The 26,449-nt window shown below is 70.8% G+C and carries 21 protein-coding genes; 6 read left to right on the forward strand and 15 right to left on the reverse strand.

The window, feature by feature from the left end:
• Positions 1 to 9 precede the first annotated feature (9 nt).
• The 5 genes from pdxT to ACFFGH_RS09370 form a co-directional block, all read right to left on the reverse strand.
• A complete protein-coding gene (gene pdxT, locus ACFFGH_RS09350) occupies positions 10 to 645 on the reverse strand; it encodes a pyridoxal 5'-phosphate synthase glutaminase subunit PdxT (RefSeq protein ID WP_386667560.1) in 636 nt (211 codons plus the stop codon).
• Positions 635 to 1,540: a pyridoxal 5'-phosphate synthase lyase subunit PdxS gene (pdxS, locus tag ACFFGH_RS09355; protein WP_386667562.1), complete on the reverse strand. Its 906-nt coding sequence runs from the start codon at positions 1,538 to 1,540 to the stop codon at positions 635 to 637. The genes pdxT and pdxS overlap by 11 nt, the downstream gene beginning before the upstream one ends.
• A 75-nt stretch (positions 1,541 to 1,615) precedes the next feature.
• Positions 1,616 to 2,194: an HIT family protein gene (locus ACFFGH_RS09360; RefSeq protein ID WP_386667564.1), complete on the reverse strand. Its 579-nt coding sequence runs from the start codon at positions 2,192 to 2,194 to the stop codon at positions 1,616 to 1,618.
• Entirely contained in the window at positions 2,194 to 4,155 is a 1,962-nt protein-coding gene (gene thrS / locus ACFFGH_RS09365) for a threonine--tRNA ligase (protein WP_386667566.1), read from the reverse strand. Before thrS ends, ACFFGH_RS09360 begins: the two co-directional genes overlap by 1 nt.
• 36 nt (positions 4,156 to 4,191) lie before the next feature.
• On the reverse strand, positions 4,192 to 5,565 hold the full coding sequence (locus ACFFGH_RS09370; RefSeq protein ID WP_386667568.1) for a protein kinase domain-containing protein: 1,374 nt from the start codon (positions 5,563 to 5,565) through the stop codon (positions 4,192 to 4,194).
• A gap of 131 nt (positions 5,566 to 5,696) precedes the next feature.
• Here ACFFGH_RS09370 and ACFFGH_RS09375 point away from each other — a divergent pair, with 131 nt between their 5' ends.
• The 5 genes from ACFFGH_RS09375 (at position 5,697) to ACFFGH_RS09395 (ending at position 8,451) form a co-directional block, all read left to right on the forward strand.
• Positions 5,697 to 6,377, forward strand: coding sequence for an SOS response-associated peptidase (locus tag ACFFGH_RS09375; RefSeq protein WP_386667570.1), 681 nt, complete (start codon positions 5,697 to 5,699; stop codon positions 6,375 to 6,377).
• Between the two features lie 75 nt (positions 6,378 to 6,452).
• A complete protein-coding gene (locus ACFFGH_RS09380) occupies positions 6,453 to 6,614 on the forward strand; it encodes a hypothetical protein (RefSeq protein WP_386667572.1) in 162 nt (53 codons plus the stop codon).
• Between the two features lie 123 nt (positions 6,615 to 6,737).
• Entirely contained in the window at positions 6,738 to 6,986 is a 249-nt protein-coding gene (locus ACFFGH_RS09385) for a hypothetical protein (RefSeq protein ID WP_386667574.1), read from the forward strand.
• Positions 6,987 to 7,117: 131 nt separating this feature from the next.
• Positions 7,118 to 8,155: a glycosyltransferase family 2 protein gene (locus tag ACFFGH_RS09390; RefSeq protein WP_386667575.1), complete on the forward strand. Its 1,038-nt coding sequence runs from the start codon at positions 7,118 to 7,120 to the stop codon at positions 8,153 to 8,155.
• Positions 8,156 to 8,301: 146 nt separating this feature from the next.
• Positions 8,302 to 8,451 (forward strand): hypothetical protein, encoded by a 150-nt coding sequence (locus tag ACFFGH_RS09395; protein ID WP_386667577.1) that lies wholly within the window; start codon positions 8,302 to 8,304, stop codon positions 8,449 to 8,451.
• Positions 8,452 to 8,508: 57 nt separating this feature from the next.
• Here the strand turns inward: ACFFGH_RS09395 and ACFFGH_RS09400 are convergent, their stop codons facing one another.
• The 4 genes from ACFFGH_RS09400 to mmuM form a co-directional block, all read right to left on the reverse strand.
• The gene (locus tag ACFFGH_RS09400; RefSeq protein WP_386667579.1) at positions 8,509 to 9,219 is read right to left on the reverse strand and encodes an SGNH/GDSL hydrolase family protein; all 711 of its coding nucleotides are present in this window, start codon (positions 9,217 to 9,219) and stop codon (positions 8,509 to 8,511) included.
• A gap of 87 nt (positions 9,220 to 9,306) precedes the next feature.
• Positions 9,307 to 10,353, reverse strand: coding sequence for an MSCRAMM family adhesin (locus tag ACFFGH_RS09405; protein ID WP_386667581.1), 1,047 nt, complete (start codon positions 10,351 to 10,353; stop codon positions 9,307 to 9,309).
• A gap of 107 nt (positions 10,354 to 10,460) precedes the next feature.
• Positions 10,461 to 10,643, reverse strand: coding sequence for a hypothetical protein (locus tag ACFFGH_RS09410; protein ID WP_386667583.1), 183 nt, complete (start codon positions 10,641 to 10,643; stop codon positions 10,461 to 10,463).
• A complete protein-coding gene (gene mmuM, locus ACFFGH_RS09415; RefSeq protein WP_386667585.1) occupies positions 10,640 to 11,575 on the reverse strand; it encodes a homocysteine S-methyltransferase in 936 nt (311 codons plus the stop codon). The genes ACFFGH_RS09410 and mmuM overlap by 4 nt, the downstream gene beginning before the upstream one ends.
• Positions 11,576 to 11,665: 90 nt before the next feature.
• On the opposite strand from mmuM, the gene ACFFGH_RS09420 reads away from it, so the two are divergent.
• Complete coding sequence (locus tag ACFFGH_RS09420; RefSeq protein ID WP_386667587.1) at positions 11,666 to 12,418, forward strand: Mut7-C RNAse domain-containing protein; 753 nt, start codon at positions 11,666 to 11,668, stop codon at positions 12,416 to 12,418.
• Here the strand turns inward: ACFFGH_RS09420 and ACFFGH_RS09425 are convergent.
• The 6 genes from ACFFGH_RS09425 to ACFFGH_RS09450 form a co-directional block, all read right to left on the reverse strand.
• Positions 12,400 to 13,434 (reverse strand): phosphotransferase, encoded by a 1,035-nt coding sequence (locus ACFFGH_RS09425; RefSeq protein ID WP_386667589.1) that lies wholly within the window; start codon positions 13,432 to 13,434, stop codon positions 12,400 to 12,402. The two genes, ACFFGH_RS09420 and ACFFGH_RS09425, sit on opposite strands and share 19 nt — an antisense overlap.
• A 71-nt stretch (positions 13,435 to 13,505) precedes the next feature.
• The gene (locus tag ACFFGH_RS09430) at positions 13,506 to 15,020 is read right to left on the reverse strand and encodes a hypothetical protein (protein ID WP_386667591.1); all 1,515 of its coding nucleotides are present in this window, start codon (positions 15,018 to 15,020) and stop codon (positions 13,506 to 13,508) included.
• Positions 15,021 to 15,023: 3 nt separating this feature from the next.
• Positions 15,024 to 18,965, reverse strand: coding sequence for a hypothetical protein (locus ACFFGH_RS09435; protein ID WP_386667593.1), 3,942 nt, complete (start codon positions 18,963 to 18,965; stop codon positions 15,024 to 15,026).
• Entirely contained in the window at positions 18,962 to 21,598 is a 2,637-nt protein-coding gene (locus tag ACFFGH_RS09440) for a hypothetical protein (RefSeq protein WP_386667595.1), read from the reverse strand. Before ACFFGH_RS09440 ends, ACFFGH_RS09435 begins: the two co-directional genes overlap by 4 nt.
• A gap of 14 nt (positions 21,599 to 21,612) precedes the next feature.
• Positions 21,613 to 24,918, reverse strand: a complete 3,306-nt coding sequence (locus ACFFGH_RS09445; protein WP_386667597.1) for a DUF6603 domain-containing protein — start codon at positions 24,916 to 24,918, stop codon at positions 21,613 to 21,615.
• On the reverse strand, positions 24,915 to 26,339 hold the full coding sequence (locus ACFFGH_RS09450; RefSeq protein WP_386667599.1) for a hypothetical protein: 1,425 nt from the start codon (positions 26,337 to 26,339) through the stop codon (positions 24,915 to 24,917). The genes ACFFGH_RS09445 and ACFFGH_RS09450 overlap by 4 nt, the downstream gene beginning before the upstream one ends.
• Positions 26,340 to 26,449 lie beyond the last annotated feature (110 nt).

Raw genomic sequence — 26,449 nt, forward strand, 5'->3', positions numbered from 1 at the left:
CTCCAGAGCTCAGGAGCGCGCCGCGCGCACCTTGTCGAGGAAGTACTGGTGGAACCGAGTCTCCCCGGTGACCTCCGGGTGGAACGAGGTGCCCATCAGGTTGCCCTGTTCCACGGCGACCACCCGTCCGTCGTCGAGCGCCGCGAGCGCGGACGCACCGTCGCCGACGTTCTCCACCACCGGTGCGCGGATGAACACCGCGTGCACCGGCTGCTCCCCGAGGGCGGGCACGTCGAGGTCCGCCTCGAACGAGTCCACCTGCGTGCCGAACGCATTGCGCCGCACGGCGACGTTCAGGCCCCCGAAGCTCTCCTGGCCCTCGATGCCGTCGAGGATCGTGTCGGCGAGCATGATCAACCCGGCGCACGTTCCATAGACGGGCATGCCGTCCGCGATCGACCGCCTGAGCGGATCCGCCATGCCGAATGACCGGCTCAGCTTGTCGATGACGGTCGACTCACCGCCCGGGATCACCAGGCCGTCCACCGTTTCGAGCTCAGCCGGGCGGCGCACGGGCACCGCCTCCGCGCCGAGCCCGCGGAGCACGGCGAGGTGCTCGCGGAAGTCGCCCTGCAGCGCCAGCACCCCGATCCGGGGTGCGGGGCTCGCCGCCTCGGTGCCCTCTCCTCCCGGACTACCAGCCACGCGACGCGAGCCGGTGCGGCGCCGCGAGGTCCGCGACGTTGATGCCGACCATTGCCTCGCCGAGCCCGCGGGACGCGTCGGTGATCACCGAGGCGTCGTCGTAGAAGGTGGTCGCCTTCACGATCGCCGCGGCGCGCTTCGCGGGGTCGCCCGACTTGAAGATGCCGCTGCCGACGAATACGCCGTCCGCTCCCAGCTGCATCATCAGTGCGGCGTCAGCGGGCGTCGCCACGCCGCCGGCCGTGAAGAGCACCACCGGCAGCTTGCCGGTCTCGGCGATCTCAGCGACCAGCTCGTACGGCGCCTGCAGCTCCTTGGCGGCGACGTACAGCTCATCCTTCGTCAGCGAGCGGAGCCGGTTGATCTCCGCCGTGATGGTGCGGATGTGCTTGGTCGCCTCCGAGACGTCGCCGGTGCCGGCCTCGCCCTTCGATCGGATCATCGCGGCGCCCTCGGTGATGCGCCGCAACGCCTCACCCAGGTTCGTCGCGCCGCACACGAACGGCACGGTGAAGCGCCACTTGTCGATGTGGTGCACGTAGTCGGCGGGGCTCAGCACCTCGGACTCGTCGATGTAGTCGACACCGATGTGCTCGAGGATCTGCGCCTCGACGAAGTGTCCGATGCGCGCCTTCGCCATGACGGGGATGGAGACGGCCGCGATGATCTCGTCGATGAGGCGTGGGTCGCTCATGCGCGCGACGCCGCCCTGGGCCCGGATGTCGGCGGGCACGCGCTCCAGTGCCATGACGGCGACCGCACCCGCGTCTTCGGCGATCCTCGCCTGGTCGGCGGTGACGACGTCCATGATGACGCCGCCCTTGAGCATTTCGGCGAGGCCGCGCTTGACCCGGCTCGAGCCGACGGTTCCGGAAGTTGCTGTGCTGTCTGACATGAGGAAAATCCTACTCTTGCGCGCCTCGGCGCTTCGTTGTATGGCGGTCGATGACCGCCCGTGAACTCCTGCGGGCTAGGCGCTGTCGCGCACCGCGTACTGAGACCATGCGCCGGCGATCTCCGCGCGCACCTCGCCCAGCAGCCGTGGCACGGCCTTCGTCTCGGCGATGATCGGGAAGAAGTTCGCGTCGAGCGCCCATCGCGGAACGACATGCTGGTGCAGGTGCTCCGCGATACCGGCGCCGGCGACGCGGCCCTGGTTCATGCCGAGGTTGAAGCCGTGTGCATGGGAGATGTTGGTGAGCACCCGCATCGCGGTCTGCGTCATCGAACCGATCTCGGCGACCTCCTCGGCCGTCGCAAGGTCGTAGGTGGAGACGTGGCGGTACGGGCACACCAGCAGATGGCCACTGTTGTACGGGAAGAGGTTCAGCAACGCGAAGGCGTGCTCGCCGCGCGCCACGATGAGCGCTTCCTCGTCGGTCTTGTTCGGAGCGATGCAGAACGGGCACTCGTCCTCACCGGGCAGTTGTCCGTTCTCGATGTAGACGAGCCGGTGCGGCGTCCACAGCCGCTGGAACGAATCCGGTGCGGCGGCGAAGTCTGACGAGCGTTCGGTGTCGTACTCGACGCCGTCGTAGTCGCGCGTCATCAGACGTGCGCCTTCGCGGCGATGGCGGAGGTGATCCGCTCGATCGCCTCATCGACGGCGACGCCGTTGTCCTGGGTGCCGTCGCGGAAGCGGAAGCTCACCGTGCCGGCAGCCCGGTCGGTCTCGCCGGCGATGAGCTGGTAGGGCACCTTCTGCAGCGTGTGCGTGCGGATCTTCTTCTGCATCCGCTCGTCGGAGTGATCGACCTCGACGCGGACGCCCTCGGCGCGCAGCCGCGCCGCGATGTCCTCGAGGTAGTCGCCGTACTCCTCGGCGACCGGGATGCCGACGACCTGCACGGGCGCAAGCCATGCCGGGAAGGCGCCGGCATAGTGTTCCAGCAGGATGCCGAAGAACCGCTCCATCGACCCGAGCAGCGCCCGGTGGATCATGATCGGCCGCTGTTTGGAGCCGTCCGCCGCGGTGAACTCCAGGTCGAACCGCTCCGGGAGGTTCGGGTCGATCTGCACGGTGGACAGCTGCCAGGTCCGGCCGATGGCATCGCGCGCCTGCACCGAGATCTTCGGCCCGTAGAACGCCGCTCCGCCCGGGTCGTCGACGAGCTCGAGCCCGGAGGCGATGGCCACCCGGCGGAGTGCCTCGGTGGTCTCCACCCACATCGCGTCGTCGCCCAGCCACTTGTCCTTGACGTCGTCGCGGGTCGAGAGCTCGAGGTAGAAGTCGGTGAGCCCGAAGTCGCGCAGCATGGAGATCACGAGCTCGAGGGTCTTCGAGACCTCCTCCTCGAGCTGATCCGGCCGCACGAACAGGTGCGCGTCATCCATCGTCAATCCGCGCACGCGGGTCAGACCGTGCAGGGCCCCGGAGAGCTCGTTGCGGTACACCGCGCCGAACTCGCTGAGCCGCATCGGAAGCTCGCGGTAGCTGCGCGGCCGCTCCTTATAGATCAGGATGTGGAACGGGCAGTTCATCGGCTTCAGGTAGTAGTCGTGGCCGGGTTTCACGACGGTGCCGTTCTCGTCCCGCTCCTCGTCGAGCCGCATCGGCGGGAACATGCTGTCGGCATAGTTCGTGAGGTGCCCGCTCCGCTCGAAGAGCTCGCTCTTGGTGATGTGCGGGGTGTAGACGTAGGAGTAGCCGGCCTCCCGGTTGCGGCGCAGCGCGTGCTGCTCCATCTCCTGCCGCACGATGCCGCCACGCGGGTGCCACACGGACATGCCGGACCCGATCTCGGACGGGAACGAGAACAGGTCGAGCTCGGCTCCGAGCTTCCTGTGGTCGCGCTTCGCGGCCTCTTCGAGCCGCTCCCGGTATGCGCGCAGCTCGTCCTTGCTCGGCCAGGCGGTGCCGTAGATGCGCTGCAGCTGCTTGTTCTTCTCGCTGCCACGCCAGTATGCCGCTGCGACCCGCATGAGAGCGGCGCCGTTACCGATCATCCGTGTGTTCGGCAGATGCGGACCCCGGCAGAGGTCCTTCCACACCGTCTCCCCCGATCTCGGGTCGACGTTGTCGTAGATGGTAAGCTCCGCGCCGCCGACCTCGACGCTCTCGTCATCGCTCCCGGTGGCGCCGCCCTTGAGGCCGATCAGCTCGAGCTTGTACGGCTCGTCGGCGAGCTCCGCGCGCGCCTCCTCCTCGGTGACGACGCGGCGGATGAACCGCTGACCGGACCGGATGATCCGGTCCATGGCCTTTTCGATGGCCTTCAGATCTTCGGGGGTGAACGGATGCTCGACGTCGAAGTCGTAATAGAACCCGTCGGGAATGGGCGGGCCGATGCCGAGCTTCGCCTCCGGGTTGATCGACTGCACCGCCTGGGCGGTGACGTGCGCGGCGGAGTGGCGGAGGATTGCAAGCCCATCGGGTGAGCCGATGGCGACCGGCTCGACGTTCTCGCCGGCCGAGATCGTCGCCGCCAGATCCCGCAGCTCACCGTTCACCCGCATGGCGACGACGGATCGGTCGGAGAAGAGGTCGAAGCCGGTCTGCGGGTCGCTCATTCCCCCCACTGTACCGGCGAGCGGGAACGCCGGAATTCAGGCCGTGACGGCCTGCTGCGCCCGTCGACTTTCGAGCCGGAGCTCCAGCTGGCCCATCACCATGGCGGCGAGGTCTTCAAGGTTGGCGATGTCGTCGGTGGAGACGGTTCGCGGCTCGAAGTCCAGCACGCACAAGGTGCCGAGGGCGAAGCCGTCCGAGGTCGTCAGCGGCACGCCGGCGTAGAACTGCAGCCCGAACTCCCCGGCCACGAGCGGGTTCGCGAGAGTCCGCGGGTCCACCCTCGCGTCCCCTACCACCCAGGGCTCATCGTGCAGGATCGCCGATGCGCAGAGGCCAGGATCCCGGTCGATCTGCTCGAGGTCCAGGCCGTGGTGGGACTTGAACCAGATCCGGTCGTGGTCGACGATGCTGACGATCGCGATCGGGGCCTTGAGCAGCCGCGCGGCCAGCGACGTGATGCGATCGAAGGCTCCGTCGGCGGGCGTGTCCAGGATCTCGAAACGGCGCACCGCCTCCATCCGGCCGGCCTCGTCGTCGTCGGAGATGATCTGGGGCTCCGCCGAGCCGGTGCGCTCGAGCTGCTCGAACGCGATGCGGCGGAGTTTGAGGATGACATCGCGCAGCGGCGGGCGGTTCTCCGGGTTGCGTGCCGTCATGGCGCAGATCAGCTCCCGCCACTGCGCACCGACCATCGGGGGGATCGCAGGGTCGGAGACGAAGCGGGCGACGAGGGTTTGTACCGGGTCGCCCGGGAAGGCGACCTCGCCGGTGAGGCACTCCAGAAGTACAAGCCCGAGCGAGTAGACGTCGCTCGACGGACTGACCGGGTCGCCGTTGCCCTGCTCCGGGCTGATGTAGGCCGCCGTACCCGCTGTGCTTCTCGGCAGGTCACCGATGTCGACGCCCGCGCCGAGGTCGCTGAGCTGCGCGATGCCGAAGTCCGTGAGCTTCGCCCGCGGGCGGGTGTCGTCGTCGCCGTAGCGGACCATCAGGATGTTCGCGGGCTTCACGTCGCGGTGCACGACGCCGCGAGAGTGGATGTACCCCAGAGCCTCTGCGATGTCATAGCCGATGTTCGCGGTCTCGACGGGTGGCAGGGCGCCACCCGCGAGTCGCTTGGTGAGGTCGGCGCCCTCCACGAGCTCCATCACGAGGAACACGTGGGGCGGGTCATTGTCCGACGAGCCGAGGCCGGCGTCGAGCAGCGTCACGAGACCGTGGTGACTGAGGCGCGCGAGCACCTTCACCTCGTAGAGCTGGCGGGCGGTGTCGGTCTCATCGAGCGCGTTGGCGTCGAAGATCTTGACGGCGACATCCCGGTCGAGCACCTCGTCGGTCGCGCGGTAGACGGCGGCGGCGCCGCCTCGTCCGAGGAGCTCTTGAACCTGATAGCGACCCTGGAGCAGCATTCCGACGGCATTTCTGGAAATCCGGATGGAGTCCCCTTTCTTATGGACCGAGTCTACCGGCGGGTGTCTCTCAGCCGTTCTCGTTCGAGTTCGCGGTCGATGTGTGCTATGGGCGGTGCCAGGATGGGGGGATGTGCGGCCGATTCGCTGTGACCCGGGAGACTCCGGACCTGATCGGGGTGCTCGAAGGTCTGGGCTCCCTCTCCGACAACTTCAACGTCGCGCCGACGACGCCGATCGCCGCAGTGCGGGAGTGGAAGGGCGAGCGGCATATGGAGACCCCGCGATGGGGGTTCGTGCCCTCGTTCTACAAGAGCTTCGACCAGCGGCCGCAGCCGATCAACGCGAGGGTCGAGACGGTGGCGACGAGCGGGATGTTCCGGAAGGGTTTCGCGAACTCACGCTGCATCGTGCCGGCGCGCGGCTACTTCGAATGGCAGGTCCGCCAGGACGGCAAGCAGCCGTACTTCATCTCGGCCCCGGAATCCGCGCTCGCCATGGCGGGGGTGATGACCGCCTGGCGCGACCCGGCGAAGGCGGACGACGACCCGGATCGGTGGCGGCTCTCCGTTGCGATCATCACGCGCGACGCGCACGTCGCTCCCGGCGAGGTGCATGACCGGATGCCTGCATGTCTCACCCCAGACGCCTACGACGACTGGCTGGGCGACCACCTCAGCGCGGACCAGCTCCTCTCGCTGCTCGACCGCAGCTCGGCCGAGGTGGCGCACGAGCTGACCCACTGGGAGGTCTCCCGCGACGTGAACAGCGTCCGCAACAACGGGCCGCAGCTCATCGAGCCGCTCGCCTGAGCGCTTGCACGCCCCTAACTGGGAGCATCGGGACAATCCCGCTTCTGCGTGCCTGTGTCGACCTAACCTGCAGGAGTGGACAACGAGCAGGCGTGGAGCGGGGCACGCTGCGCGGAATGCGGGCGGGAGCTCGAGGTGGAGCCGATCGCGGCCGAAGCCGTCGAGGGGTCCGCGCACCTCACCATGGTGTACATCTGCCCGGTGCACGGGCCGGTCTCGCTGACCGACCCCGACTGATCCGGCACGCGCTCGTCCGCTGCATGGCGGATTACGGCCGTGTTTCAGTTGAGGCGCGCCCAGCGTGTCGTGATTGAAGGTGATCTCTCAGCAACTATCACTGTTGCAAAGGGGGAACCAGTCATGATGATCGACCTTCAAGAAGACGTAGACCTCGAAGAGCTGGTGGGCTCGCACGACCTCGACTGCGAGATGAACCACTCCGACACGGAGTGCACCGTCGAGGTGACGCACATGGCGATCGATTGCAAGCGCGGTCGATTCGTGTGCACCACTGCGGCGATCTCGATCCTCGAGCGGATGGCGAACGCGGTGACCTGCGTGCACTGCATGCGCTACGGCCGGGAGTGCTGGCGGATCGTTCCCGTCTGATCGGCCTTGCAGGCCTGCCGGCCCTGACCGGCACTCGGGTGGCCCATTGCGATTCATCGCGTCGCAACCCGCTACCATATGCCACCCTCGGAGAGGAGGATGGCCCTGATGAACGATGAATCGATGAATCGATGACACAGCCGGCGGAGACCGCGCCCGGGAACCTACCGCTGGTCGCCGTGGTGACCCCTGTCTACAACGGCGGCGCTCACGTGGCGAAAACGCTGGCGTGCGTCCAGAACCAGACCTACGCGAACGTGGTTCACGTCGTCCTCGACAACGCGAGCACGGACGAGACCCCCGCTGCGATCGCCCGCTACGCCGGCGGGCCGGTGCCGATCCTGACTCGCCGGAACGAGCGCCTCCTCCCGCAGATCGACAACTGGAACGCCGCCATGGCGATGGTTCCGGCGGAAGCAAAGTACGTGAAACTCCTGATGGCCGACGATCTCATGCGCAGAGACTGCATCGAGCAGATGGTGTCGGTCGCGGAGACCGATGACGAGATCGACTTCGTCCACGCGATCGACGTGTTCAACGACCGGACGAAGCCACACGGCCTGGACCCGTCGATCTCCGTGTACGAGGGCCGCGAGTACGGCCGCCGCTGGATGATCGGTGAAGTGACCTGGCTGAGCGGCTCCCACATGTTCTTCCGGGCTCACCCCGACATCCTGCACGAGACGTTCTCGAAGGAGATCTTCCCGCTGATGGACATGGAGTTCATCTTCAGGCGGCTGCTCGATCGGAAGATGGCGTTCGTGTTCGAGCCGCTGATCTTCACTCGCTTCGATGAGCGAAGCGTCACCGCGAGACTCGGCGGCTGGACCTCCTACCTCGTACCCGGCTTCCGGATCTTCCTGAAGTACGGCCGGAAGTTCGTCAACGACGAAGAGTTCGCACGGATCGACCTCGATTACCGCCTGAAGATCGCCCGGCATCACCTGTTCGCGAAGGCGACCGGGCGCCCCATCGCCGATGAGATCAAGACCGGCGTCGCGAAGGAGGGGCGGCGGATCCCGCTGACCGACTACATGCTGGCGGTCGTGGGCTGGCCGATGCACAAGCTGCGCTCGACACTCGTCCGTCGGCGGGCTGAGCGAAGCGATCCGACCGAGTTCGTTCCCGAACGGGCGTTCATCGGCGACAGGGTCACCGTCGAGCCGTGACGGTCGCACGCGGATCCCGTGCCGGATCGGGTCTGCGATGTCTACGGTTGGAGCTTCCTGAAAGTCCGGCGGGCGAACGCCGGGACTCGGCCTTCGAGCGGCTTTGCGACGCCTACGGTGGGAGCGCACCATGAGAGAGGCTCCACATGCATCCGCCAGAACTCGCACCAACCACAAGCAAGATCGACACCGCCGAACGCTGGGACGAGGACGGCAGCTTCAGCGCTGCCGTCGTGGTCGCCGGCTTCATCGGCCTGGTGACGGCAGCACTGGTCGCATCGACCGCGCTCTTCTGACCCGTTGACCGGGTCGGCCGGCGGCGAGGCCGACGGCGTCCGACGACCGGAGACTGGTCAGCGGACGCGCGCGATACTGGCCTGCTCGATGGCCTGTGAGATGACGATGCCGGCCGACCGATATGCCGGAAGCGAGGCATGCATCCCGTCGAGCGACCCGCCGTTCGTCCAGTCGTCGCCGTCCCGGTAGAGCTCCCACGGGTCGATCCACCGCCAGCCGGAATCGTTCGCGAGCGTCTCGAGGGCCGTGTTGATGCGCCGGACGGCAGCCTGGTGCTTCGCCAGCGGCGGAATGGCGCAGAGGATCACCGCATCGGTCTGCACCTTCTCGACGATGCGCTTCACGCTGCTCACGGTGTCGCTGACCGGGACGTTCCGCGCCGCGTCGTTCGTGCCGCCCATGACGACGAGCACCTCACCCTCTGACAGCTCGAGGTTGTCGGCCATGTTGACGGTCGTGGCGCCGTTGCGCCACCAGCCTCCGGTGACCTCGATGCTCTCGTCGAGATACATCTTCCACGACCCCGGATCCTCCGGCGTGGCGTCGAAGCCTTCGCCGTCGGCAAGTGAATCGCCCACGACGACGACGGACGTCGGAGCTGCCTCGGCAGGCGTCGGAGATGGGGTCGGCGCCACCGTGGGCGGCGGGCCAGGCTCGGACCCTCGCGCCGACAGCTCGGCGCATCCCGCCAGTGCACCGGCGAGGGTGAGGGCGATGGCGACGAGGGCCGCCTCGGGCGCACGGCGCCGCCTCACCCGGTATGTCATGGTCTAACGAGGGTACGTGGAGCATCGACGTTTCGCGAAGTCGGGGCGCGGCGCGTGCGGATCGCGAGAGCGCTCGCTGCGCGTCCGCTATCCGGCGCGGTGCCGCCCGTGCGGCCGGTTGTGCAGGAACTGAAGCCCCGACGCCACCACGAACAGCACCGCACTGGCGATCGCCGCGGCGGCGAGCAGCCAGGTGGTCGTCCGAAGCGACGACGGTGCGGATGCCGCGGTGCCGTCCGGCCGGTTCTCCCCCGGTGCCGGGCCTGCACTGTCGGGCGGGATCCCGCCGCCCGTTGGCGCAGGTGGTGCTGCGCTCTGGCTGGGCGGCTGCGCGGTGCCGTCCTTCTTTTCGTCGTCGTGCTCGTTCGTGTCGTTCCGGTGCGTCCCTTCCGTTCCGCTGTCGCTCGGGTTCGCGGCGCCCTTCTCCGCGGCATCGCGGTCGGGCGCAGACGCCGTCGGCGGCTCCGGTGCGGGCACGTTCTGACCGTCGTCGCCAGAGCCCGACACGACCGGTGGGAGGACGGCATCGGGCTTCTCCGGTTCGTCTCCGCCGTCGTCGCCGGAGGCGCCGTTCTTGGGCGGCGAGTCGGTGCCCGGTCGCGGGCCGGCGACCGGCTGTTCCCCTCCACCGCCTTCCGCCGGTTCCTGCGGTGTGGGCCCCGGTTCGGGCTCGGGCTCCGTCTCCGGGCCGTCAGGCCCGGCCACCGGATGGCCCGGCTGATCCGGGCTTCCGCCGTCGCCGTCCGCCCCGTCCTTGCTGTGGTCCGCGTCCGGGTCGCGGTCCCAGTGGCGGTCGGTCCACTTCTCCCTGTCCTCGGCCCAATGCCCGTCGCCGTCGCCGTCGTCGCCGTCATGATCGCCTTCGCCATCATCCGGCTGCTCACTCCGAGTCGGCTCAGGGACAGGCTCGGTGTCGGGCGTCGGCTCGCCGGTCTCGGCCGGTTCGGGCGGATGCGTCCCCACCGCGTCGTCGGGTTGCGCCGTCGAGGACGCGGACGGCTCCGTCGGCGGCGGGGTCTGCGTCTCTTGCTCGGCGATCGCAGTCGTGTCGGCGAACACCGAGACGACGATGGTCGCAGGCGTGAGCACCAGCACGGCGATTCCGGCGACCATTGCCGTGCGCGGAATACGCATTGGGCCAACTCCTCGAGCGCATCCCCCGTGATCGGCTCCACGGTACTCGCGGAACTTGGAGTTTCCTCAAGTTTCCCGAAGAGAGACGTCAAGTCACCCGAGCGAGGTCATTCGCTGCGGCGCGGCACCACCCAGTAGGTGAGCACGATGACCCCGAGCCCGATGAACACGAACCCGATGGGATAGAGGTTTGCCTGCAGCGCACGGTCGGTCACCAGCAGCCCGGCGACGGCGGCGATGACGCCCAGGCCGAGGAGGGCGAGTCCGGCGAGTCCAGTGAACAGCTTCACGTGGTCGAGCCTAGCGAAGGTTGCACCGGGTGCCGATGCAGCACGGAGGCGATCCGGGAGATCTGGGCGGGGCCCACTCGGCAGCAGCCGCCGATGATCCAGGCCCCGGCATCGAGCCAGCGCTCGACCAGGTCGCGGGGGAAGCCCGGCTCCCCCACCCAGGTGCGGTTCTTCGCGTCCCACAGCTCGCCGCTGTTCGGGTAGACGACGATCGGCTTGTCGGTCGCACGCCGGGCGGCGGCGATCGCGCCGAGCACCTCGCTGGGAGAGCAGCAGTTCACGCCGACCGCGATGATCTCATCGATCCCGTCTGCGGCGGCGAACGCCGACTCCAGCGGCTCCGCGGTGCGCAGCGCGCCGAGGTGCGGCGTCACCGACACCCAGGCCGGCACGCCGGAACCGCTCAGCACATCGAGCACTGCCCGCACCTCGCTCAGGCTCGGGATGGTCTCAACGGCGAGGAGGTCCGGCTGCGCGTCGGCGAGCACCGCCATCCGTGGGGCGTGCCACTCCCGCAGCTCCCGCTCCCCCACCCGGTAATCGCCCCGGTACTCCGACCCGTCGGCGAGCATCGCCCCGTATGGGCCGACGGAGGCTGCCACCCAGCGGCCGTCGGGCCCTGCGCCATCGGCGGCCGCCGCATCCCGCGCTTCGGTCGCGATGCGAATGCTCAGTCGCATCACCCGTTCAGCCTGGTCGCGATCAAGGCCCTCCCGGGCGAAGCCCTCGAACGATGCCTGATACGAGCCCGAGATCGCCAGCTGCGCGCCGGCCGCGAAGAACTCGTCGTGTGCGGCGCGCACCTCATCCGGCTGCTGCAGCAGCAGTCGTGCGCTCCACATGTCGCTCGAAAGGTCGTGGCCGCGCGACTCGAGCAGCGTGCCGAGTCCGCCGTCGAGGACGATGGGGACGGAGGGGACCCGGAACGGCATTCCCCCATTCTGGACGCCCTCGGCACCGGAGGCACAGCCCCGGCGACCGACGCTGAGCGAGTCTTCACCAGCGGCGAGCACCATGGGGCGATGCCCCGCGTTCTCGTCGAGGTGGACCCGTCGCTGCGGGCGCTGCTGCCCAGGCGCGAGCGGAGCGGTCGCCTCGGGCGGGAGGTCGCGACAACGGAGACCGTCGCACACCTGCTGCAGAGCGTCGGCGTGCCGCGCACCGAGGTGGGCGAGGTCCTGATCGATGGGCGCCGGGTCGAGCGGGATGCGCTCCGAACGACGCACCTGCTCGACGCTGCGACGGCGGTGGTCCGGGCGCGGCGCCGTCCGCAGCGGCATTCCGGCCGCTTCCTCCTGGACGTGCACCTCGGCGCGCTCGCTCGCCGGATGCGGCTGCTCGGGGTCGACGTCGCATACGATCCGGGCGCCGACGATCCTGAGCTCGCTGAACGGTCCGCGGCGGATGGCCGGGTCCTGCTGACGCGTGATCGCGGCCTGCTGTTCCGGAGCGCTGTGCCCGACGGTGCGCTCCTGCGCTCCGACGATGTGGATGAGCAGCTCCGCGACATGCTCGACCGCTTCGCACTCGAGCTGACCCCGTGGGGCAGATGTCTGCGCTGCGGGGCGGTCCTGACCCGAGTGTCTGCGGCGGAGGTCGCGGCCGAACTCGAGCACGGCACGCGCCGCACATACTGCTCGTTCTCACGGTGCACCGGGTGCAGTCAGGTGTATTGGCGCGGCGCGCACAGTCGACGGCTGGACGCGATCGTCGAAGGTGCTCGCAAGCCCGACGGGCGGCGGATCACCGAGAATCGTCACACCGGCGACAGGTAGGACGCGTCCGGGATCCCGGTGAACAGCTCGATCGGCGCACGTTCGAAGCCGCGCGCCTCGTCGCCCATCCCGATGGCCCGCGACCACGACAGACAGCGGGCCACCTTCGCGACCCGGCACGCCAGCTCGAGCGTCCGGACCAGATCGGCGTGCGTGCCGAAGTCGGTGAACGCGCCGAGGTAGGCATCCCGCAGTCGCAGCATCTGCGGATCGTCCGCCGCGACGCCGAGATGCGGGGGCACCCAACCGAGGCCGTGCAGCATCGTCGCGAACGGATGGGACACGACGGCGTCGCCCCAATCGTAGAAGCGGGCAGGTGCGGCCGGATCCCCGGACGGGACGAGGATGTTGGCGGCGTGCAGGTCGTTGTGATCGATACTGTCGGGCACCGGCGACTCCGCAAGCTCCCGCGCCCAGGCCTCGAACGACGGACCGGACTCCAGGGCTCGCTCGAAGGCGGCTCGGTCGCCCTCATGGAGCCGTGAACGGACGGCCGCCGCAGCCTCGTGGAAACGGGCCGGCATCCGAGCGGGTCGCATGTCGGCCATGCCGAGCACCAGCATCTGCGGCACGTGCGGGGCCAGCGCGAGCTGCAGCGCCCCGTACTCGGGCAGGAGCCGCTCCAGGACCTCCCCCACATCCACCGTGCGAAGTGACGCCGCGAGGGACGTGCCGCCGTCCGGCAGCAGCAGCCAGCCGCGTGCGACGTCCACGGCGATCGGCTGCAGCACCTGCCGAGGGACCACCCCCGCCAGCAGTCCGTACAGCGCGACCTCCGCGGCCGTCTCGTGCGACGCCGCCTTGAACCACGCCGGTCCGGTCGACGTCGGGACCTTGAAGACCGTGGCCCAGGCCCGGATGCGCGGCTCGCCCACTTCGCTGGTCCGGCGCTCGCCACGTTCCGCCAGCGCCTCGTCGATCCACGCCACCGCCGATGCGCGCCAGCCTTCGGTCGACCAGCTGCCGACCCCGCGGGATCCGGTCGGTCCAGCGCGGCCGCTGCGCTCGAAGGCCATCCCGTCATCGTGCCCCATCACGGTGGCCGCGAGCGAGCGCCGTGGCCGTGTGAGACGCGCATTCGAGGGCGTCAGGACGGCTGGACCGGCTCCATCGCATCGAACACCAGCCGCAGCGCCGGTGGCGTGAGCATCGGCTGCCGGCGTCGCTGCGTCCAGAGGACCGGGGACCCGTCCGTTGCCCGTGCCAGGATGCGACGGCGCTCCACCCGCACGCCGTCCTGCGGGATCGCCGCAGGCTCCAGCTGATGGGTCGGATGCATCCCCCCGGAGGCCGGGTCGATGAGCAGATCGCTCTCGGCCTCGGGCATGAGCACGGCGGTCGGGCCGGAGAGATCCGCCGCGCGTCCCTGGACGAACCGACGACGATGGTCGACCTCCTCGAGCGTGTACGGATGCCAGTGGGTGGGAACGCGGCTCATCGGCCGGTACGCGAAGCCGGGCCGGCCGCTCGCGTCGAGCACGGCGGGCGGTTCCGCGGGCGGGTCGTCGTCGTCGACGACGGACCTGCCGCGCAGTCGCTGCTCGACCGCCCAGACGAGGTTCGCGTCTTCGTCGATGCCGATCACGACCTCGTCGATGATCGGCCCGACGAGCGGCGTCGACGCCACGGCCCAGACGACGAGTGCGTTGCGCTCCAGACCGTCCGTCGCGAACATGCTCCAGTCCGCCGGTGGTGCCAGCGTCCAGTCCTCTCCGAAGGAGTCGTGCACCACCACCGTGTCGAGCGTGACGATGTGGCCGGCGAGCGCGTCCACCGGGAAGGAGAACCAGTCGTCCGATTGATTGACGATGAGGTCGATCAGCAGCAGCGTCGAGAAGTGCGCCCGGTCGGGCGGGTACCCGCCGATGTCCACCTTCGCATCCTCGATCTGCCACCAGCGCGGCAGCGGCGCCCCGGGGTATCGCACTCGTCCGGGATAGAGCGACTGCTCGGTGCCGGCGAGACCGGGATCGAGTCCACCGTCCGCGTCCACGGAGTACCAGTCGAGGTCGCCGCCGTCGTGCCGGTTCAGCGTGAGCGAGACCCCGTCGGCGGTGAACACCGCCGAGTAGCTGAGCTCCGCCGGGTCCCACAGGTCGGCCGGCTCACTCGCGGGCGGTCGGGACGAGCCGAACCACGACAGATCCAGCTGCAGCCGCTGCCGTTCCCCCCAGAGCGCCTGCCCGTCGTAGCCGCTGCCGTCAAGCACCCCGTACGGGACGGGCAGGGCGCGCAGGCGCAGCACCTCCTCGTCGGGGAGCGGCGCGCCGGCCGCCTGAGCGGCTGCTTCGACGGCGCGGCCGGCGAGGATCCGGCGGCCGGGCGTCCACCAGTCCCCCGGCTCCGATTCGACGATCGCCTCGGCGGGTGCCGTCTGCGGGTCGAGAGCAGGCTGGCCGGCCAGCGGGTCGATCGGGACGCGCCTGGAGCTGTACGACACGCGCACCGGCGACGAGGCGTCCTCGCCCTTGTGCTCGCCGAGCTGCCATTGCCGGCCGAGCAGCCATGCCGGGTCGGCGATCTCGGCCGTGAACCCTCGGGCGAGGTCCGTCTGCAGCGGGTCGGCCTGCAGTCGGTGGACGGAGTCGTAGATCTGGCCCACCGCTCACCTCCTGGTCGGTTGAAGGGGCACCTGGGTCGGCCCCGTTGCGGGAAGCAGCGACGCGGGCAGAAGCCCCCGGATGTCGGGACCGAGGTCCGCGAGCCGCGCCATGCGAGCCCGTGCCAGCATCCGGACGTCGGCCGCGATCTCCACCAGATCGTCGGGTCGAAGGCCCGTGGCCGGGTCTGGCGGAACGGCCAGCAGGATGGCTTGCGGAGCGCGAGCCGCGGGCGCGTCGAATCCGAAGACGGCCCCGGTGGTCTGCTCGGATGCCGGAACGACCTCGGCGAAGCGGTCCACGGCGGCGGCCGCGAACGACGTCCCGCCGGCTGCCCCGGCGAGGTCGAGGCGCGAGTCCGCGAACACCACCGTCAGCCGTCGGCGGTCGTCCGGGTCCTGCTGCCAGGGATCCCCGGCCTTGTTGCTCCACGCCTGGAAGGGGACCCCGGAGCGCGGGCGTGCGGAGGCGACCAGCTGATGGGCCTCGACCCGTGCGATCGAGTCCCGCACGGCAGCGACCACGGGCAGCCACGCGGACCCGAGAGCCGGGTCGGGGATGAGTTCCGCGAGCGCGGGCCACGTCAGGCTGCTCGTCACGGCGAGCTGCCCCGTGGGCGACACCAGCGTGCTGAGCGCGTCGAGCAGGTCGTCGACCGACAGGGCGGCGGCCGGTGCGGGGTCGCCTGGGGCCGCCGGCTCCGTCGCGGGCGCTGCCTTCAGGCGTGCGTTCAACAGCTCGAGCGCCCGCGCCGCCAAGGCGACGAGTCGGCGGCCGGACGGAGGCTCCGGCACGGGGCCGGTTCCGTCGTCGCGGGCCGGATCGGGTGCGAGACCCCAGGCGCGAGCGCCCCGCACCAACCGCGCGAGCGTCGCCGCATCAGCGGTTCCGTGGCCGCCATCCTCGGTCTGCGCGAGCTCGGCGGCGAGCAGGCCGGCGAGCGACCGGCCCGTGGCCAGAACCCGGGTGTACCGGCTCAGCACCTGCTGGCCCACCGGCCCGGAGTCCTCGGCTGCCTGCTCGATCACGGCGTCGTGGCCGGCCGGGCGACGCCCGACGAGCACGGTCAGACGGGCGGCCGACTCGTAGTGTCCTGCAGCGGTGCCGCCCGTCGGCACGAGGTCGTCGGGCAGCGCCCCGAGCACCCCGGCGGCGGCCTCGGCAGCCAGCCGCTGCACGTCGGTCCACGGCAGCGCCAGCACGTCGGCCGGCTCGAGGCCGAGGTCGGCGAGCGTGACTGCGGTCGACCCGGCCGGGTCGACGGCGTCGAATGTGAAAGACCACCCGGCGGGGTCGGCGGTCTGATCCCGCAGCCACGCGGCCGCGGCCGGATCGCTGAGGAGCGCCGGACTGAGCAGGGCCCGCTCCAGGTCATCGGCCGGGTCGGGCGGATCGTCGGCAGCCGGCAGCAGCAGCACCACGCTGGTGATCACGGCGCGTCCCTCTCGCGGGGTGCGGAGGAGTCCGAGCTGCGGCGGACGGGCGAGACCCGCGGCCGCATCCATCGCGCCGCCCGCCACGTCGGGTCGCCCCTCGGTGACGTGGTTCACGGCTTCGGCGACGAGCAGGTCGCCGTAGGTGTCCATCGCCACCCGCAGGCGCGTGAGCCCGTCCACCGCCTCCGGCGGCAGCCCGAGTGTGTCGAGGTCCGCAGCCAGGACGGCGATGCCGTCGCAGACCCGACGCCCGGCATGCTCCGTCCGGAGCGGGAAGTCGCGGCGCAGCCTCCTGACCTCGGCCGGGGCCGCGACGACCCGCTCGACCTCCCGGCCGAGCGCCTCACCGAGATGCGCACCGATCCGCACCTGCTCGGCGACGGTGTCCGCGTCGCGAACGGAGCGGGATGTCAGGTCAAGATCCCATCGACCGTCCGCGGCGTCGTTCACCGCTCGGTCGCGCAGCACCGAGGCGGTCAGCGACTGGCCGGCGGACGGAGTGTGGATGAGGCCCGCAGCGGTGGGTCCCGGAGTCCCCGGTCTGGGACCGTCCACCCAGCCGTAGGCCCCCAGACGCGCCGCGGCGCCGCCGTCCTGCATGGACCGCAGGCGACGCGCGGGAAGTCCGGTCAGCCACGGATCGATCCGCACGGCCGCCGTGTCGACCGTCGCGAGCAGCAGCGCCTCGGCGCGGGCCTGGTCGGTGTCAACGAGCTCCGCCAGCTCGCTCAGACCGTCGACCACTTGCCGGAAGCGGCGCCCCTCGGGTGTGTCGTCATGCACTGCATTCGGATCGGTGACTCCGATCCAGCGCTCCAGCCGGCCCGTCTCCGTTTCGGGACGCACCACGCGCTCCGGTCCCGGCGGCTCCTCACCGAGCGTCGCACGCCCCACGTCGCCGATCGCCACCTGAAGTGAGCGGATCGCGAGCCGCAGCAGCAGGCTGTCCGGCGGGAACCTGAGGAACTCGAGCTCGACGAGATCCGTGCGGGCGAACAGGGACGGACCGTCGCCCGCGATGCTCACGAGCTCCCGCAGCGTGTCGCCGACGGTCTGCCCTTCGGGCAGCTCAGCCGGGATGATCAGGGGCAGCTCGAGCCGGCGCGCGAAGCCGGCCGAGCCGTAGCGCCGTGCCGGACGCACACCCAACTCGCCCGCGAGTCGGTGCTGCTTGTGCCAGGCCCGGTCGAAGTCCTCCCAGGAGATACCGAACCCGCCGAGCGAGAACGCGAGCCACCACAGCTCCAACGGCCACGCCCGGGTATGACGGAGCACCGGCGACGTGGGCACCTGGCCGATCAGGTCGAGGAGCTCTTCGGTCGTGGCGCCCTCAGCGGTTCCTCGCGTCTCCGCCGCCGTTCGGTAGATGTCGCGGAGCGTCAGGAGGGCAGGCAGCATCCCGGTCTCCAGCGGCGGGTCGTTCCTGCCCGGAACCCAGCGCCCGAGCACCGACGCGGGTAGCAGCCCGTACGGCTGGTCCCCGACACGGACCGCCGGGAACGGGCCCTCCGGCAGCAGAGCGTGCGCGGCCCACTCGGGCGCTTCGAACTTGCCGGCAGGGAGGTTCCAGATGTCCTGGGCGGCGAAGCCCCAGAGCGCCGGCCAGAGGCCGGCGACGAAGGCGCTGTTCCAGCGCCGGTGCGCACCGGGCGTGCCCGGCAGATTCCCGAGCAGGTCCGGGTCACCGGTGAGCGCCGCGGAGATCTCCCGCTCCGATTCCCCGGCCGGCTCCTGCAGCACGGTCCACCACGTCGCGGGGTCCGCGCCCAGTGGCGCGGCCGGCGCGCCGGCCACCGTGTTGGTCGCCGAACCGGGCGGCACGAGCCCCAGCCGCCCGGCGTCCGCATGATTGCGGAACAACCCGGCTGGGTCCGTATCGCTGAGCCCGGTCACGTAGAGCGCGTCGATATCGGCCGGGTCCCCGTCCAGTGGGATCTCCCCGGCCAGCCCGGCTGCAACGGCCTCATCCCAGTCCTCCCACCAGCGATGATCGCCGGGCGTGTCCGGGTCGGGGAAATCGGCGAGCAGGCGAGCGCGGTCGACCGTCAGCGTCAGCGCCACGATGGGGGCGCCGCCGCCTCTGGCGAGCCACACCGTGAGCTCAGGAGGGAAGCCTCCCACACCCGGGAAGGTCGGCTCCGTGCGGAGTTCCGCGGGGTCCGCCGGACGCAGGACGACGGCGCCGTCCGCCCGCAGCCGTGTGAAGGTCCGCATCAGGAACACGGCGCGCGGCCCGCTCAGCTGACCGACCAGCTCCCGCCACGCGAGCTCCCGGACGGGCTCGTCGGCATCCCGGGCGGCATCGAGGTAGCGCGCGAGCGCGTCCAGCTCCCCCTCGGAGACCAGCGGGTCGTGCCTCGTGAACCATGGCTCATCCGGGACGACACGCACCAGCAGCCGGCCGGGCCGGAATCTCGTCTCGATCCGGACCGGGAGCAGGACGCCCAGCTCGGCCTCCGCCACGATCTCGGCATGCCCGTCATCGAGCGCGGCGTTCTCGCCCGTCGTCATACCGGTCCCTCCGGGTCGAGCCGGTCGCCGCGGATGAGGACCCGGACCGGCAGCGCGAGTGATGCGGCCGCCCAGACATCGGCCTCCGGTGCGCTGGAGAGCGAGTTGTCGAAGCGGTACCCGGCCGGCGGCTCCTCGAACACCAGCCAGTGCGACGTGATGTCGTCCGGAACGAATCCCTGGAATCCGAAGAACGTCACGTCCGCGCCGATCCTGCCCTGGAAGGTCGGAAGGATGCGGATCGCGGCGGGATCCGGATCGCGCGCGAAGTCCGGCGCACCGCCGTGCCGCGCGGTCACCAGATAGACCACGGTGGACGGATACCGCAGGAACAGGTGGCCGCGCACCACGACGACGAGGTCCCTGCCGGACACCCCGGGAGGACGGTGCTGCGGCTCGCCGACGTCACTGCCGTCGCCCCAGTTCAGGATGCCGGTGATGTCATCCACTCGTGCGCCGCTCGCCGTGTCAGCCCGGTCCCAGAACACGCGCAGCGGGGTGCAGCCGGTCGCGACGGGGATGTTGCGCCACCGCAGCTCCTCCAGCAGCTGTGTGTTGAGCCCGGTGAGCAGTGAGTCCACGAACCGGGCATTGGTCTCGACCGCGATCACGGAGTCCTCCGGCAGGGCGCCGACCCCCGGAAGCAGCCACTCCGGGAACGCGGTGCGGACGTCGGCCCAGATCGGCCGGTCGAGCCCGATGCACGCCTCGGGCGGCGCGAGCGGCTGTGCGGGGTCGAGCCCGTTCAGCGTCGCGATCACCCGCACCACCGCGGACGCGTCGGGGCGGGTGGGGTCGAACGCCGCGAGCACTCCCTCGGCGAGCGCGTCCAGATCCACCGGCGTGCAGCGTGGCTCCTCCGGTGGCTCCTCGACCAGCCCGGTGAGGACCTCCGCCACATCCTCCCGGCCCGCCGGCTCGGGGTACCGGGCCAGGAAGGTGCGCATCTCGATGAAAAGTCGTCCGAGCTCCGCCTCATCCTCCGGCGCGACGTCTCGTGCGCGAATCAGCAGGGAGAGCCCCTCGGCCCACGGCGCGGGCGTTCCGGCGTCGGCTGACTCCGCCAGTCGAGCGGCGATGGCCATGGCGAAGTCCCGCAGCGGCTCGATCGACTGCTCGGCGATCGACTGGGCCGCCTCGGCGACGGCGCGGAGGTCCGCGTCGCCGGTGTCGAGCACTTCGCGCAAGCGCCCGATCAGGCGCTTGAGCCGGAGATCGAGCTGCTCCAGGGCAAGTCCATCGTCGCGCCGCTCGGCGGCAGGCGGGCAGCGGTTGCTCGCGAGAAGAAGGTCGCGTGCGGTGACCGGACCCGCCGCCAGCGCGGTGCGCGCCGGGCCCGGTCGCAGAATCCGCCGGGCGGCCGAGGAGAATACCCCGGGCGGCAGGGCCCGGTCCGGCGCGGTGGCGAGCGCCTCGACGGTGCCGGACTCGGTCACCACCCGGGCGAGCGCGGGTCCGAGCAGCCAGAGCGCCGCCAGCGGATCAGCCGGCAGACGTCGCCGCCACAGCGCGCCGGAGGCCCGAAGTCCGGCGCTCAGCTGCGCGATGCGCTGCCGGGCCTCGGACAGGGCGCCGAGGTTCGCGGCCGCTTCCTCGGCGAGCTCCTCTTGGAGGCGGATGCCGAGGTCGAGTCCGAGCCCAGCGACCCCGCGGTCCCGTGGATCGGTGTTGAGTGTGCCTCCCCAGACGGTCTGCTCCGGCGCGTCGGATCGCCACGCCTCGCCATACCGGGGCAGTCCGACAATGGGGCGGCCCCGCTCGTCGCGAGCGGGTGTGCGCAGGTTCTCGAGGTCGGCTCGAATCTCGGCTGCCAGCGGCGCGTCGGTCGCGCCGATCGGGGCGAGCGCGCCGCGAACCAGCAGATCGCCCGCGGCGGGCACGCGTGGGTAGTCGAGCGGCGCCCGGCCGGTCTCCGAGTCCGCGGCCCCTGGCTTCAGACGTGCGGCCAGATCCTCGAAACTGCCGGCCGGGGTCGCGGTCCGGAAGCGCCAGTGGTCGTAGAGCGGGACCAGCACCGGCGCGCCGCCGGTCCAGCGACGGTTGCCCGCCTCGTCGAACGCCGGAACCAGCACGGCGACGTAGTCGGCGCCCGGGTTGAGTGGACGCCCGGAGAGGATCCGGGCCACGCGTCGGCCTTCCGCGTCGACCTGGACGTGCGCCCACGGATAGGCACCGCCCGCCGCTCCCAGCGGGTGTGCCGCCTGCACTTCCGGGCTCAGCGTCACCTTGTCGGCCGCCAGGGTGAGCTCGGTGCCCTCGGTGCCGACGACCAGGACCAGCCACGGGTGGAGCGCGCCCGAGCCGGCCGCTGGCTTCGGCGCGGGGGTGTAGCGCCAGGGCAAGGCGGGGTCGGCGAACTCCACGTGGGCGCATCGGTCGGATTCATGGTCGACCGCGCCCGGTGAGGGATAGCGCTTGATCACCGCTCGGGGCGCCAGCCCGACGACATCACCGGGACCGCTGAGCAGGAATCGCGCGGTGCGGGTGACGCTGGCGGTGGCGGAACCGGCGGCGTCCGTGCCGGCCAGGGTGAGCTGCGCCTGCACGAGCGGGCGGCCGTCCTGGACCGCCGTCGCGAGGCCCGCCATCCGCTCCCGCACCCAGCGGTGGAAGATCAGCTTCTGGTCGGCCATCTCCACGCTCCTGCCTAGAACCCGATGGCCGGGACGACGTCGACCGCGGCCACGGCGGTCCCGGCCGTCCCGACCTTCGCCAGCTGGTGCGCCTGCGGCTGCGACAGGCCCGTGGTGACGGCGCCGCCGCTGTGAAGTGCCCATTCCTCGTTCCGCACCGCGAACGTGGGCGACACCGGGTCGCGTTCCTGCGCTCCGAGCCGGCCCGCTACGGCCCGCAGCATCCAGCCGGGGAACGCGACGGCGGTGAGCAGGATCGACGGCATCGGCAGCCGGATCTGGCGCACGGTGACCAGCTTGTCCTTCGACGGCCCGTCGTCGGTGCCGGAGAGGCCGAGCCGCGCCCCGGCGACGAGCCGGCTGAACGCCGGCCGGTTGAGCGCGTCCGCGTCGGCCAGCACGCTGAAGCTCCCGGGGGCGAACCAGTCCTCCTCCGGGGCGGTCACCTGGGGACCCGAGATCGTCACGGTTTCCGGACGCGACAGCGGCGCGCCCTCGAACCGCTGCAGCAGCAGCCCCAGCGGCGCACGCTGCTGGGACCAGATGGCCTGACCGAGCGGCGAGACCACCGGCAGCGAGCTGTTCTTCGCCGGTTCGGTCGCCACCGAGCGGTCCACCCCCTCGACGGCACGGATGTTGCGGACGTCGTCCAGCTCGCTTGTCAGCTCAGCGACCGCGGAGGCGACCGGCGTGACGGCGGGCGGCGAGGATGAGCCGAGCCGGAACGTCTCCTCGAAGCAGATGTCGAACCAGAGGATCTCGAAGCAGACCTTCCCGCGGAAGATCACCGGTCCCGGCCCGGAGAGCTCACCGCGCAGGCTCAGCCCGCCGAGGTTGTGGCTCTTCCAGCGCACCTTGACGGACGCGGCGATCGCGAACTGGAAGCGCAGGGGCTCGAACTGGATGAGCGCGTCGAAGCCGAGGAAGCCGCGGATGTTGAACGGGCCCAGGTTGATCCGCACCTCGACGGCAGCGCCGAACTGCAGCGTGTTGGTCGTGATGGCGAAGTAGCCCTCGAAGCGCAGGTACAGGAAGTCGTCCGGCCTGCCGCGGACCATCGCGATGCGCGTCAGGCTCGACGGGAACACCAGCGGCGCGGGGTTGTACCCCGGGTGGAACCCGCCGACGGTGAGCACGACGTACGGCTCGGCTCCCCACGACAGCCGGAACGCCGCCCCACCGGACAGCTGCAGGATCTCGATCAGATGGCTGTCGATGAGGACGGCGTCGAACGCGAGCGTCTTCGCCGGGAAGTCGATCACTCCGAGGATGTCCAGCCGGATCTGCACGTACGGCTTTCCGCCCGACGGGTTCTCGATGGCGGCGCGGGCGGAGCCGAGGATCACGACCTTCCGCGGCCCGGGAAGCTCGAGGAAGATGCCGATGTCGAACCGCACGATCTCGACCCAGGACAGCTGCAGCGTCGGCCCGACGACGACGATGCCCTCCGCCGGCGGAAACACGGCGCTCAGATCGGCGAGCAGGACCGGGGCGTTCCGGATCGGGTCCTCGGGTGCCAGAATCCGCCCGGCGGCGCCGGTCGCCATCCGGTCGCGCAGGGCGTCGACGTCCACACGGCGGTTGAGGGCGAGCAGCCCGCCCACCGAGGACAGTGCGAACCCGAAGCCGAGCTGGATCGGCGGGAAGCTGGCCCGCATCAGCACCAGCAGCGCGTATCCGGACCTGCCGCCGGGCAGTCGGGTGTCGAGCAGCGCAACGGCCTGGATCGCGACGACGCCGAGCCGGAGCTCCAGCACCCCGCCGTAGCGCGCGTTCACCGGGTCGTAGCGGACGAACCCGCCGCCGCCGACCGGCCCCGCATCCACCGTGAGACCGAGGCCCGTCGGTGGCAGGAACCTCAGCGAGACGTCGAGCGGCCCCAGGTTGCCGTCCCGGAACGCGAGGTCGACGGCGGCGCCCACGCCCTCCACCGAGGCCGCGAACGGACCGAGACCGACGCTCCCGGAGAGGCGCAGCTCCAGGAAGATGCGGGCCGGATCGAGACCGAGCGCCAGGTCGAGCTGTTCGAGGCGGGCCGGCCCGACATCCGCGGACAGCGGCAGGATCAGGCGCAACGCGGCGCCGCCCTCGAGCACCAGCCCGGTCTTGACCGACCAGCTCGCGCCGAGGTCGAAATCCGACTGCAGCTGCCCCGGCAGCACCGAGGCGAGGAACCCGTCGCCGCCGACGAACGAGATCACGAGCCGTCCGCCGCGAACATGCCCGACGACGGAGGGCTGCACGGAGGCCGGCCCGCCCGCGAATTCCAGCTTGCCCCCGGCGTCGATCGTCTTCGCCTCCAGGCGGGTCGCACCGAGCGCCCCGAACAGGAGTATCGGGTCCGGGGAGGTGCCGGTCAGCGTCGCTTCCACCCGCCCGGTGAAGGTGCCGGCGGGCGGCGACACCTCGACCGAGGACGGGGGCCGGAGCCGGAGGACGAGCTGCGGCACCAGCGTGGCCGAAGCCGAGGCGGTCAGCGACCAGCGCTCGTTGAACGGCGCCGTCGTCGTCTCATCGGCCGCCACGGGCTGCGTGATGGTGACGTCCAGTCCCTGGGGCACGGTCTGCACGGCGAACGCGAGCGACTCGAGCCGCGCCATGGCGCCGCCGCCGGCCGGTGTCAGGACGGACGGGAAGTCGAGCAGCCCGAACGCCTCGTCGAGCGCGGAGGTCAGGGCGGATCCATCGAACCCCGGGGAGCCCCAGCCGAGGAGGGATCGGAGGTGACCCGCCGGGTCTGCGACGATTCGCGAGATCGCCTCCAGGTGCACCGCCACGGCCTCGTACTCGGGATCGGTCGGGTCTGCCGGATCGCCCGGGTGCGGTGTGCGCTCGACGACACCGGCGAAGGTCAGGAGGGCGCTCAGCATGGGTAGGCGCTCGTCGAGCGCATCGACCGCGACGAGATCCAGCAGCTTTCGGGGCAGCCCGGCGATCAGCGCATCCACGCGTGCGGCGGAAACCCCTGGAAGGCTCGGTCCGTGGGTGCGGAGCGCGTCCGCAAGTGTCCGGATGGCGCTGATCGTCGTGGCGATCTGGGCAAGCAGTGCCCCGGCGGCGGCGGCGATCACCACCCCGTCCTCGCTCTCGAGGGCCTGGATGAGGTCGTCGATCTTGCTGCGGAGACCCTCTGCCGCCTGCCGCGTCGCGGCGCGCGCCGGCGTGATCGCAGGGTGGGTGACGAGCGCCGCGGGGAACGCGACGCCGAGCCGGGCGAGCGTCTCGAGCACCACGTCGTCGTTGAGCCGGAAGGCGAGGGGCTCGAGCCCCTTGCCGACCGTCAGCGCGATGCGCTCGAGCGTCCCCGCGCCGGCGGTCATGGCGCCACCGCTTCCGCGGGGCGCGGCGCGAGCATCGTCGCGCACTCCGCCAGCGTGCGGCCGCCGCATGCGGCGAGCCGGGGACCGTGCAGGACGAGGGCGGAGCGGAGCGCGTCCGACGCGTAGCGGGCGAGGACGTCGCAGATCGCCCGGATCTCCTCCGCGACCGGTCTGCCGTTCAGCTCGACCGGCAGGGGAAGCTCGTCAGGCTGCTCGGCGGCGCGGGCGAGCCCGTGGATCAGTGCGGGGCCGCCGTGGCGGCGCCATACGGCGGAGACGCGCGGGTTGGTCCGGACCAGCCGACGGACTTCCTCCGCGTGGGTGTCGTACAGCTCCGCGGCGAAGCGGCCTGCGGGGGTTTCCAGCAGCTCGCCGGCGGGGCCGTCCGCGATGCCGGCCAGCGGCGCGATCGCGAACGCCCGCTCGACCACCGGCACGACCGCGGTCGCTTCAAGGATGTCGATCTGCAGCTCGTCCGTGACGAACTGGATGGGGCAGGCGAGGCCGATGGTGCCCTTCTCGTTCCCGCCGAAGAGCAGCCCGACCACCTTGCGATCCATGTCGAGCACCGCGGATCCCGAGTCGCCGTCGAGCACGAAGCACTCGGATGGCTGCCGCACCTGCAGGAGCAGGTGGTCGCGGGAGACACGATTCACGGAGCCGTTGTGGTTGAGGATGTTCTGCGGTCCGACGATCCACCCCCGCACGGTGCCGAACGTCAGTCCGGTCGTGCGCCCGCGCTTCTGGATCTCGATGGTGCCGCTGAAGGCGTCCTGCGCCGACAGCGGACGCGTCCCCGCGACCGCCCCGATCTCCTTGATCTGCGCCGCCGGCGTTCCGGCCGATGCGTCGACGGTCGCGATGGCTCCATCGACGTGCTCGGTCATCCTGAATCGCAGGACCTCTCCCACGGTGTCGGAGCAGCACGTCGAGCAGATGGAGCACATCGACGGCTGCCCCACCGCGTCGGTGACGTCCGAGTCGCTGTCGCCGATCACGTGCGCGTTCGAGAGCATCACGATCCGCTGCGGGGCCTCTCTCGTGCGGGCGAAGCAGCCGAGGGTTCCGGTGTCGATGTTCACTCCCCAGTGCCGCGCCTGGACCTGGATGCCGCCGATCAGGGGGCGGACCTTCGACTCGTCCTCGATGCGGTACTTCTTGGTGTCCGCCGCCGCGAGTGCATACGCCGCACCGAACTCCACGACGTCAGTCGGCAGGCCATCGACCTCTGCGGGAATCACCTCATCCACGGCCAGCTCGGAGAGAGGACGTTTCCGGTCGACGAGCACGAGCACTGCCAGCTCGCCCGTCAGCTGCCCGCCGGTCTCTTTCATGCCGAGCCCGATCGCCTGCACGCCCGGATACTGTTGCAGCCGGGTGGCTGCCGATTCGCTGAGCGGCAGTGCGTCGTCCCCGTTCATGGCAGCGGCCTCATCAACGCCCGGTGCCGTTTCCGGCCGTCCCGACGGGTCAGCCGCCCGTGGCGACACCGTGCCGAGCCGCAACGCGCGCGGTCCTCAGGTCCGCACAT

The organism is Lysobacter korlensis (assembly GCF_042434515.1).

Bases quoted from the DNA above. Each gene is read 5' to 3' on its own strand.
- pdxS (WP_386667562.1), bottom strand. From the start codon at position 1,540: ATGTCAGACAGCACAGCAACTTCCGGAACCGTCGGCTCGAGCCGGGTC.
- ACFFGH_RS09360 (WP_386667564.1), bottom strand. From the start codon at position 2,194: ATGACGCGCGACTACGACGGCGTCGAGTACGACACCGAACGCTCGTCA.
- thrS (WP_386667566.1), bottom strand. From the start codon at position 4,155: ATGAGCGACCCGCAGACCGGCTTCGACCTCTTCTCCGACCGATCCGTC.
- ACFFGH_RS09370 (WP_386667568.1), bottom strand. From the start codon at position 5,565: ATGCTGCTCCAGGGTCGCTATCAGGTTCAAGAGCTCCTCGGACGAGGC.
- ACFFGH_RS09375 (WP_386667570.1), top strand. From the start codon at position 5,697: ATGTGCGGCCGATTCGCTGTGACCCGGGAGACTCCGGACCTGATCGGG.
- ACFFGH_RS09385 (WP_386667574.1), top strand. From the start codon at position 6,738: ATGATGATCGACCTTCAAGAAGACGTAGACCTCGAAGAGCTGGTGGGC.
- ACFFGH_RS09390 (WP_386667575.1), top strand. From the start codon at position 7,118: ATGACACAGCCGGCGGAGACCGCGCCCGGGAACCTACCGCTGGTCGCC.
- ACFFGH_RS09395 (WP_386667577.1), top strand. From the start codon at position 8,302: ATGCATCCGCCAGAACTCGCACCAACCACAAGCAAGATCGACACCGCC.
- ACFFGH_RS09400 (WP_386667579.1), bottom strand. From the start codon at position 9,219: ATGACATACCGGGTGAGGCGGCGCCGTGCGCCCGAGGCGGCCCTCGTC.
- ACFFGH_RS09405 (WP_386667581.1), bottom strand. From the start codon at position 10,353: ATGCGTATTCCGCGCACGGCAATGGTCGCCGGAATCGCCGTGCTGGTG.
- mmuM (WP_386667585.1), bottom strand. From the start codon at position 11,575: ATGCCGTTCCGGGTCCCCTCCGTCCCCATCGTCCTCGACGGCGGACTC.
- ACFFGH_RS09420 (WP_386667587.1), top strand. From the start codon at position 11,666: ATGCCCCGCGTTCTCGTCGAGGTGGACCCGTCGCTGCGGGCGCTGCTG.
- ACFFGH_RS09425 (WP_386667589.1), bottom strand. From the start codon at position 13,434: ATGGCCTTCGAGCGCAGCGGCCGCGCTGGACCGACCGGATCCCGCGGG.
- ACFFGH_RS09435 (WP_386667593.1), bottom strand. From the start codon at position 18,965: ATGACGACGGGCGAGAACGCCGCGCTCGATGACGGGCATGCCGAGATC.
- ACFFGH_RS09440 (WP_386667595.1), bottom strand. From the start codon at position 21,598: ATGGCCGACCAGAAGCTGATCTTCCACCGCTGGGTGCGGGAGCGGATG.
- ACFFGH_RS09445 (WP_386667597.1), bottom strand. From the start codon at position 24,918: ATGACCGCCGGCGCGGGGACGCTCGAGCGCATCGCGCTGACGGTCGGC.
- ACFFGH_RS09450 (WP_386667599.1), bottom strand. From the start codon at position 26,339: ATGAACGGGGACGACGCACTGCCGCTCAGCGAATCGGCAGCCACCCGG.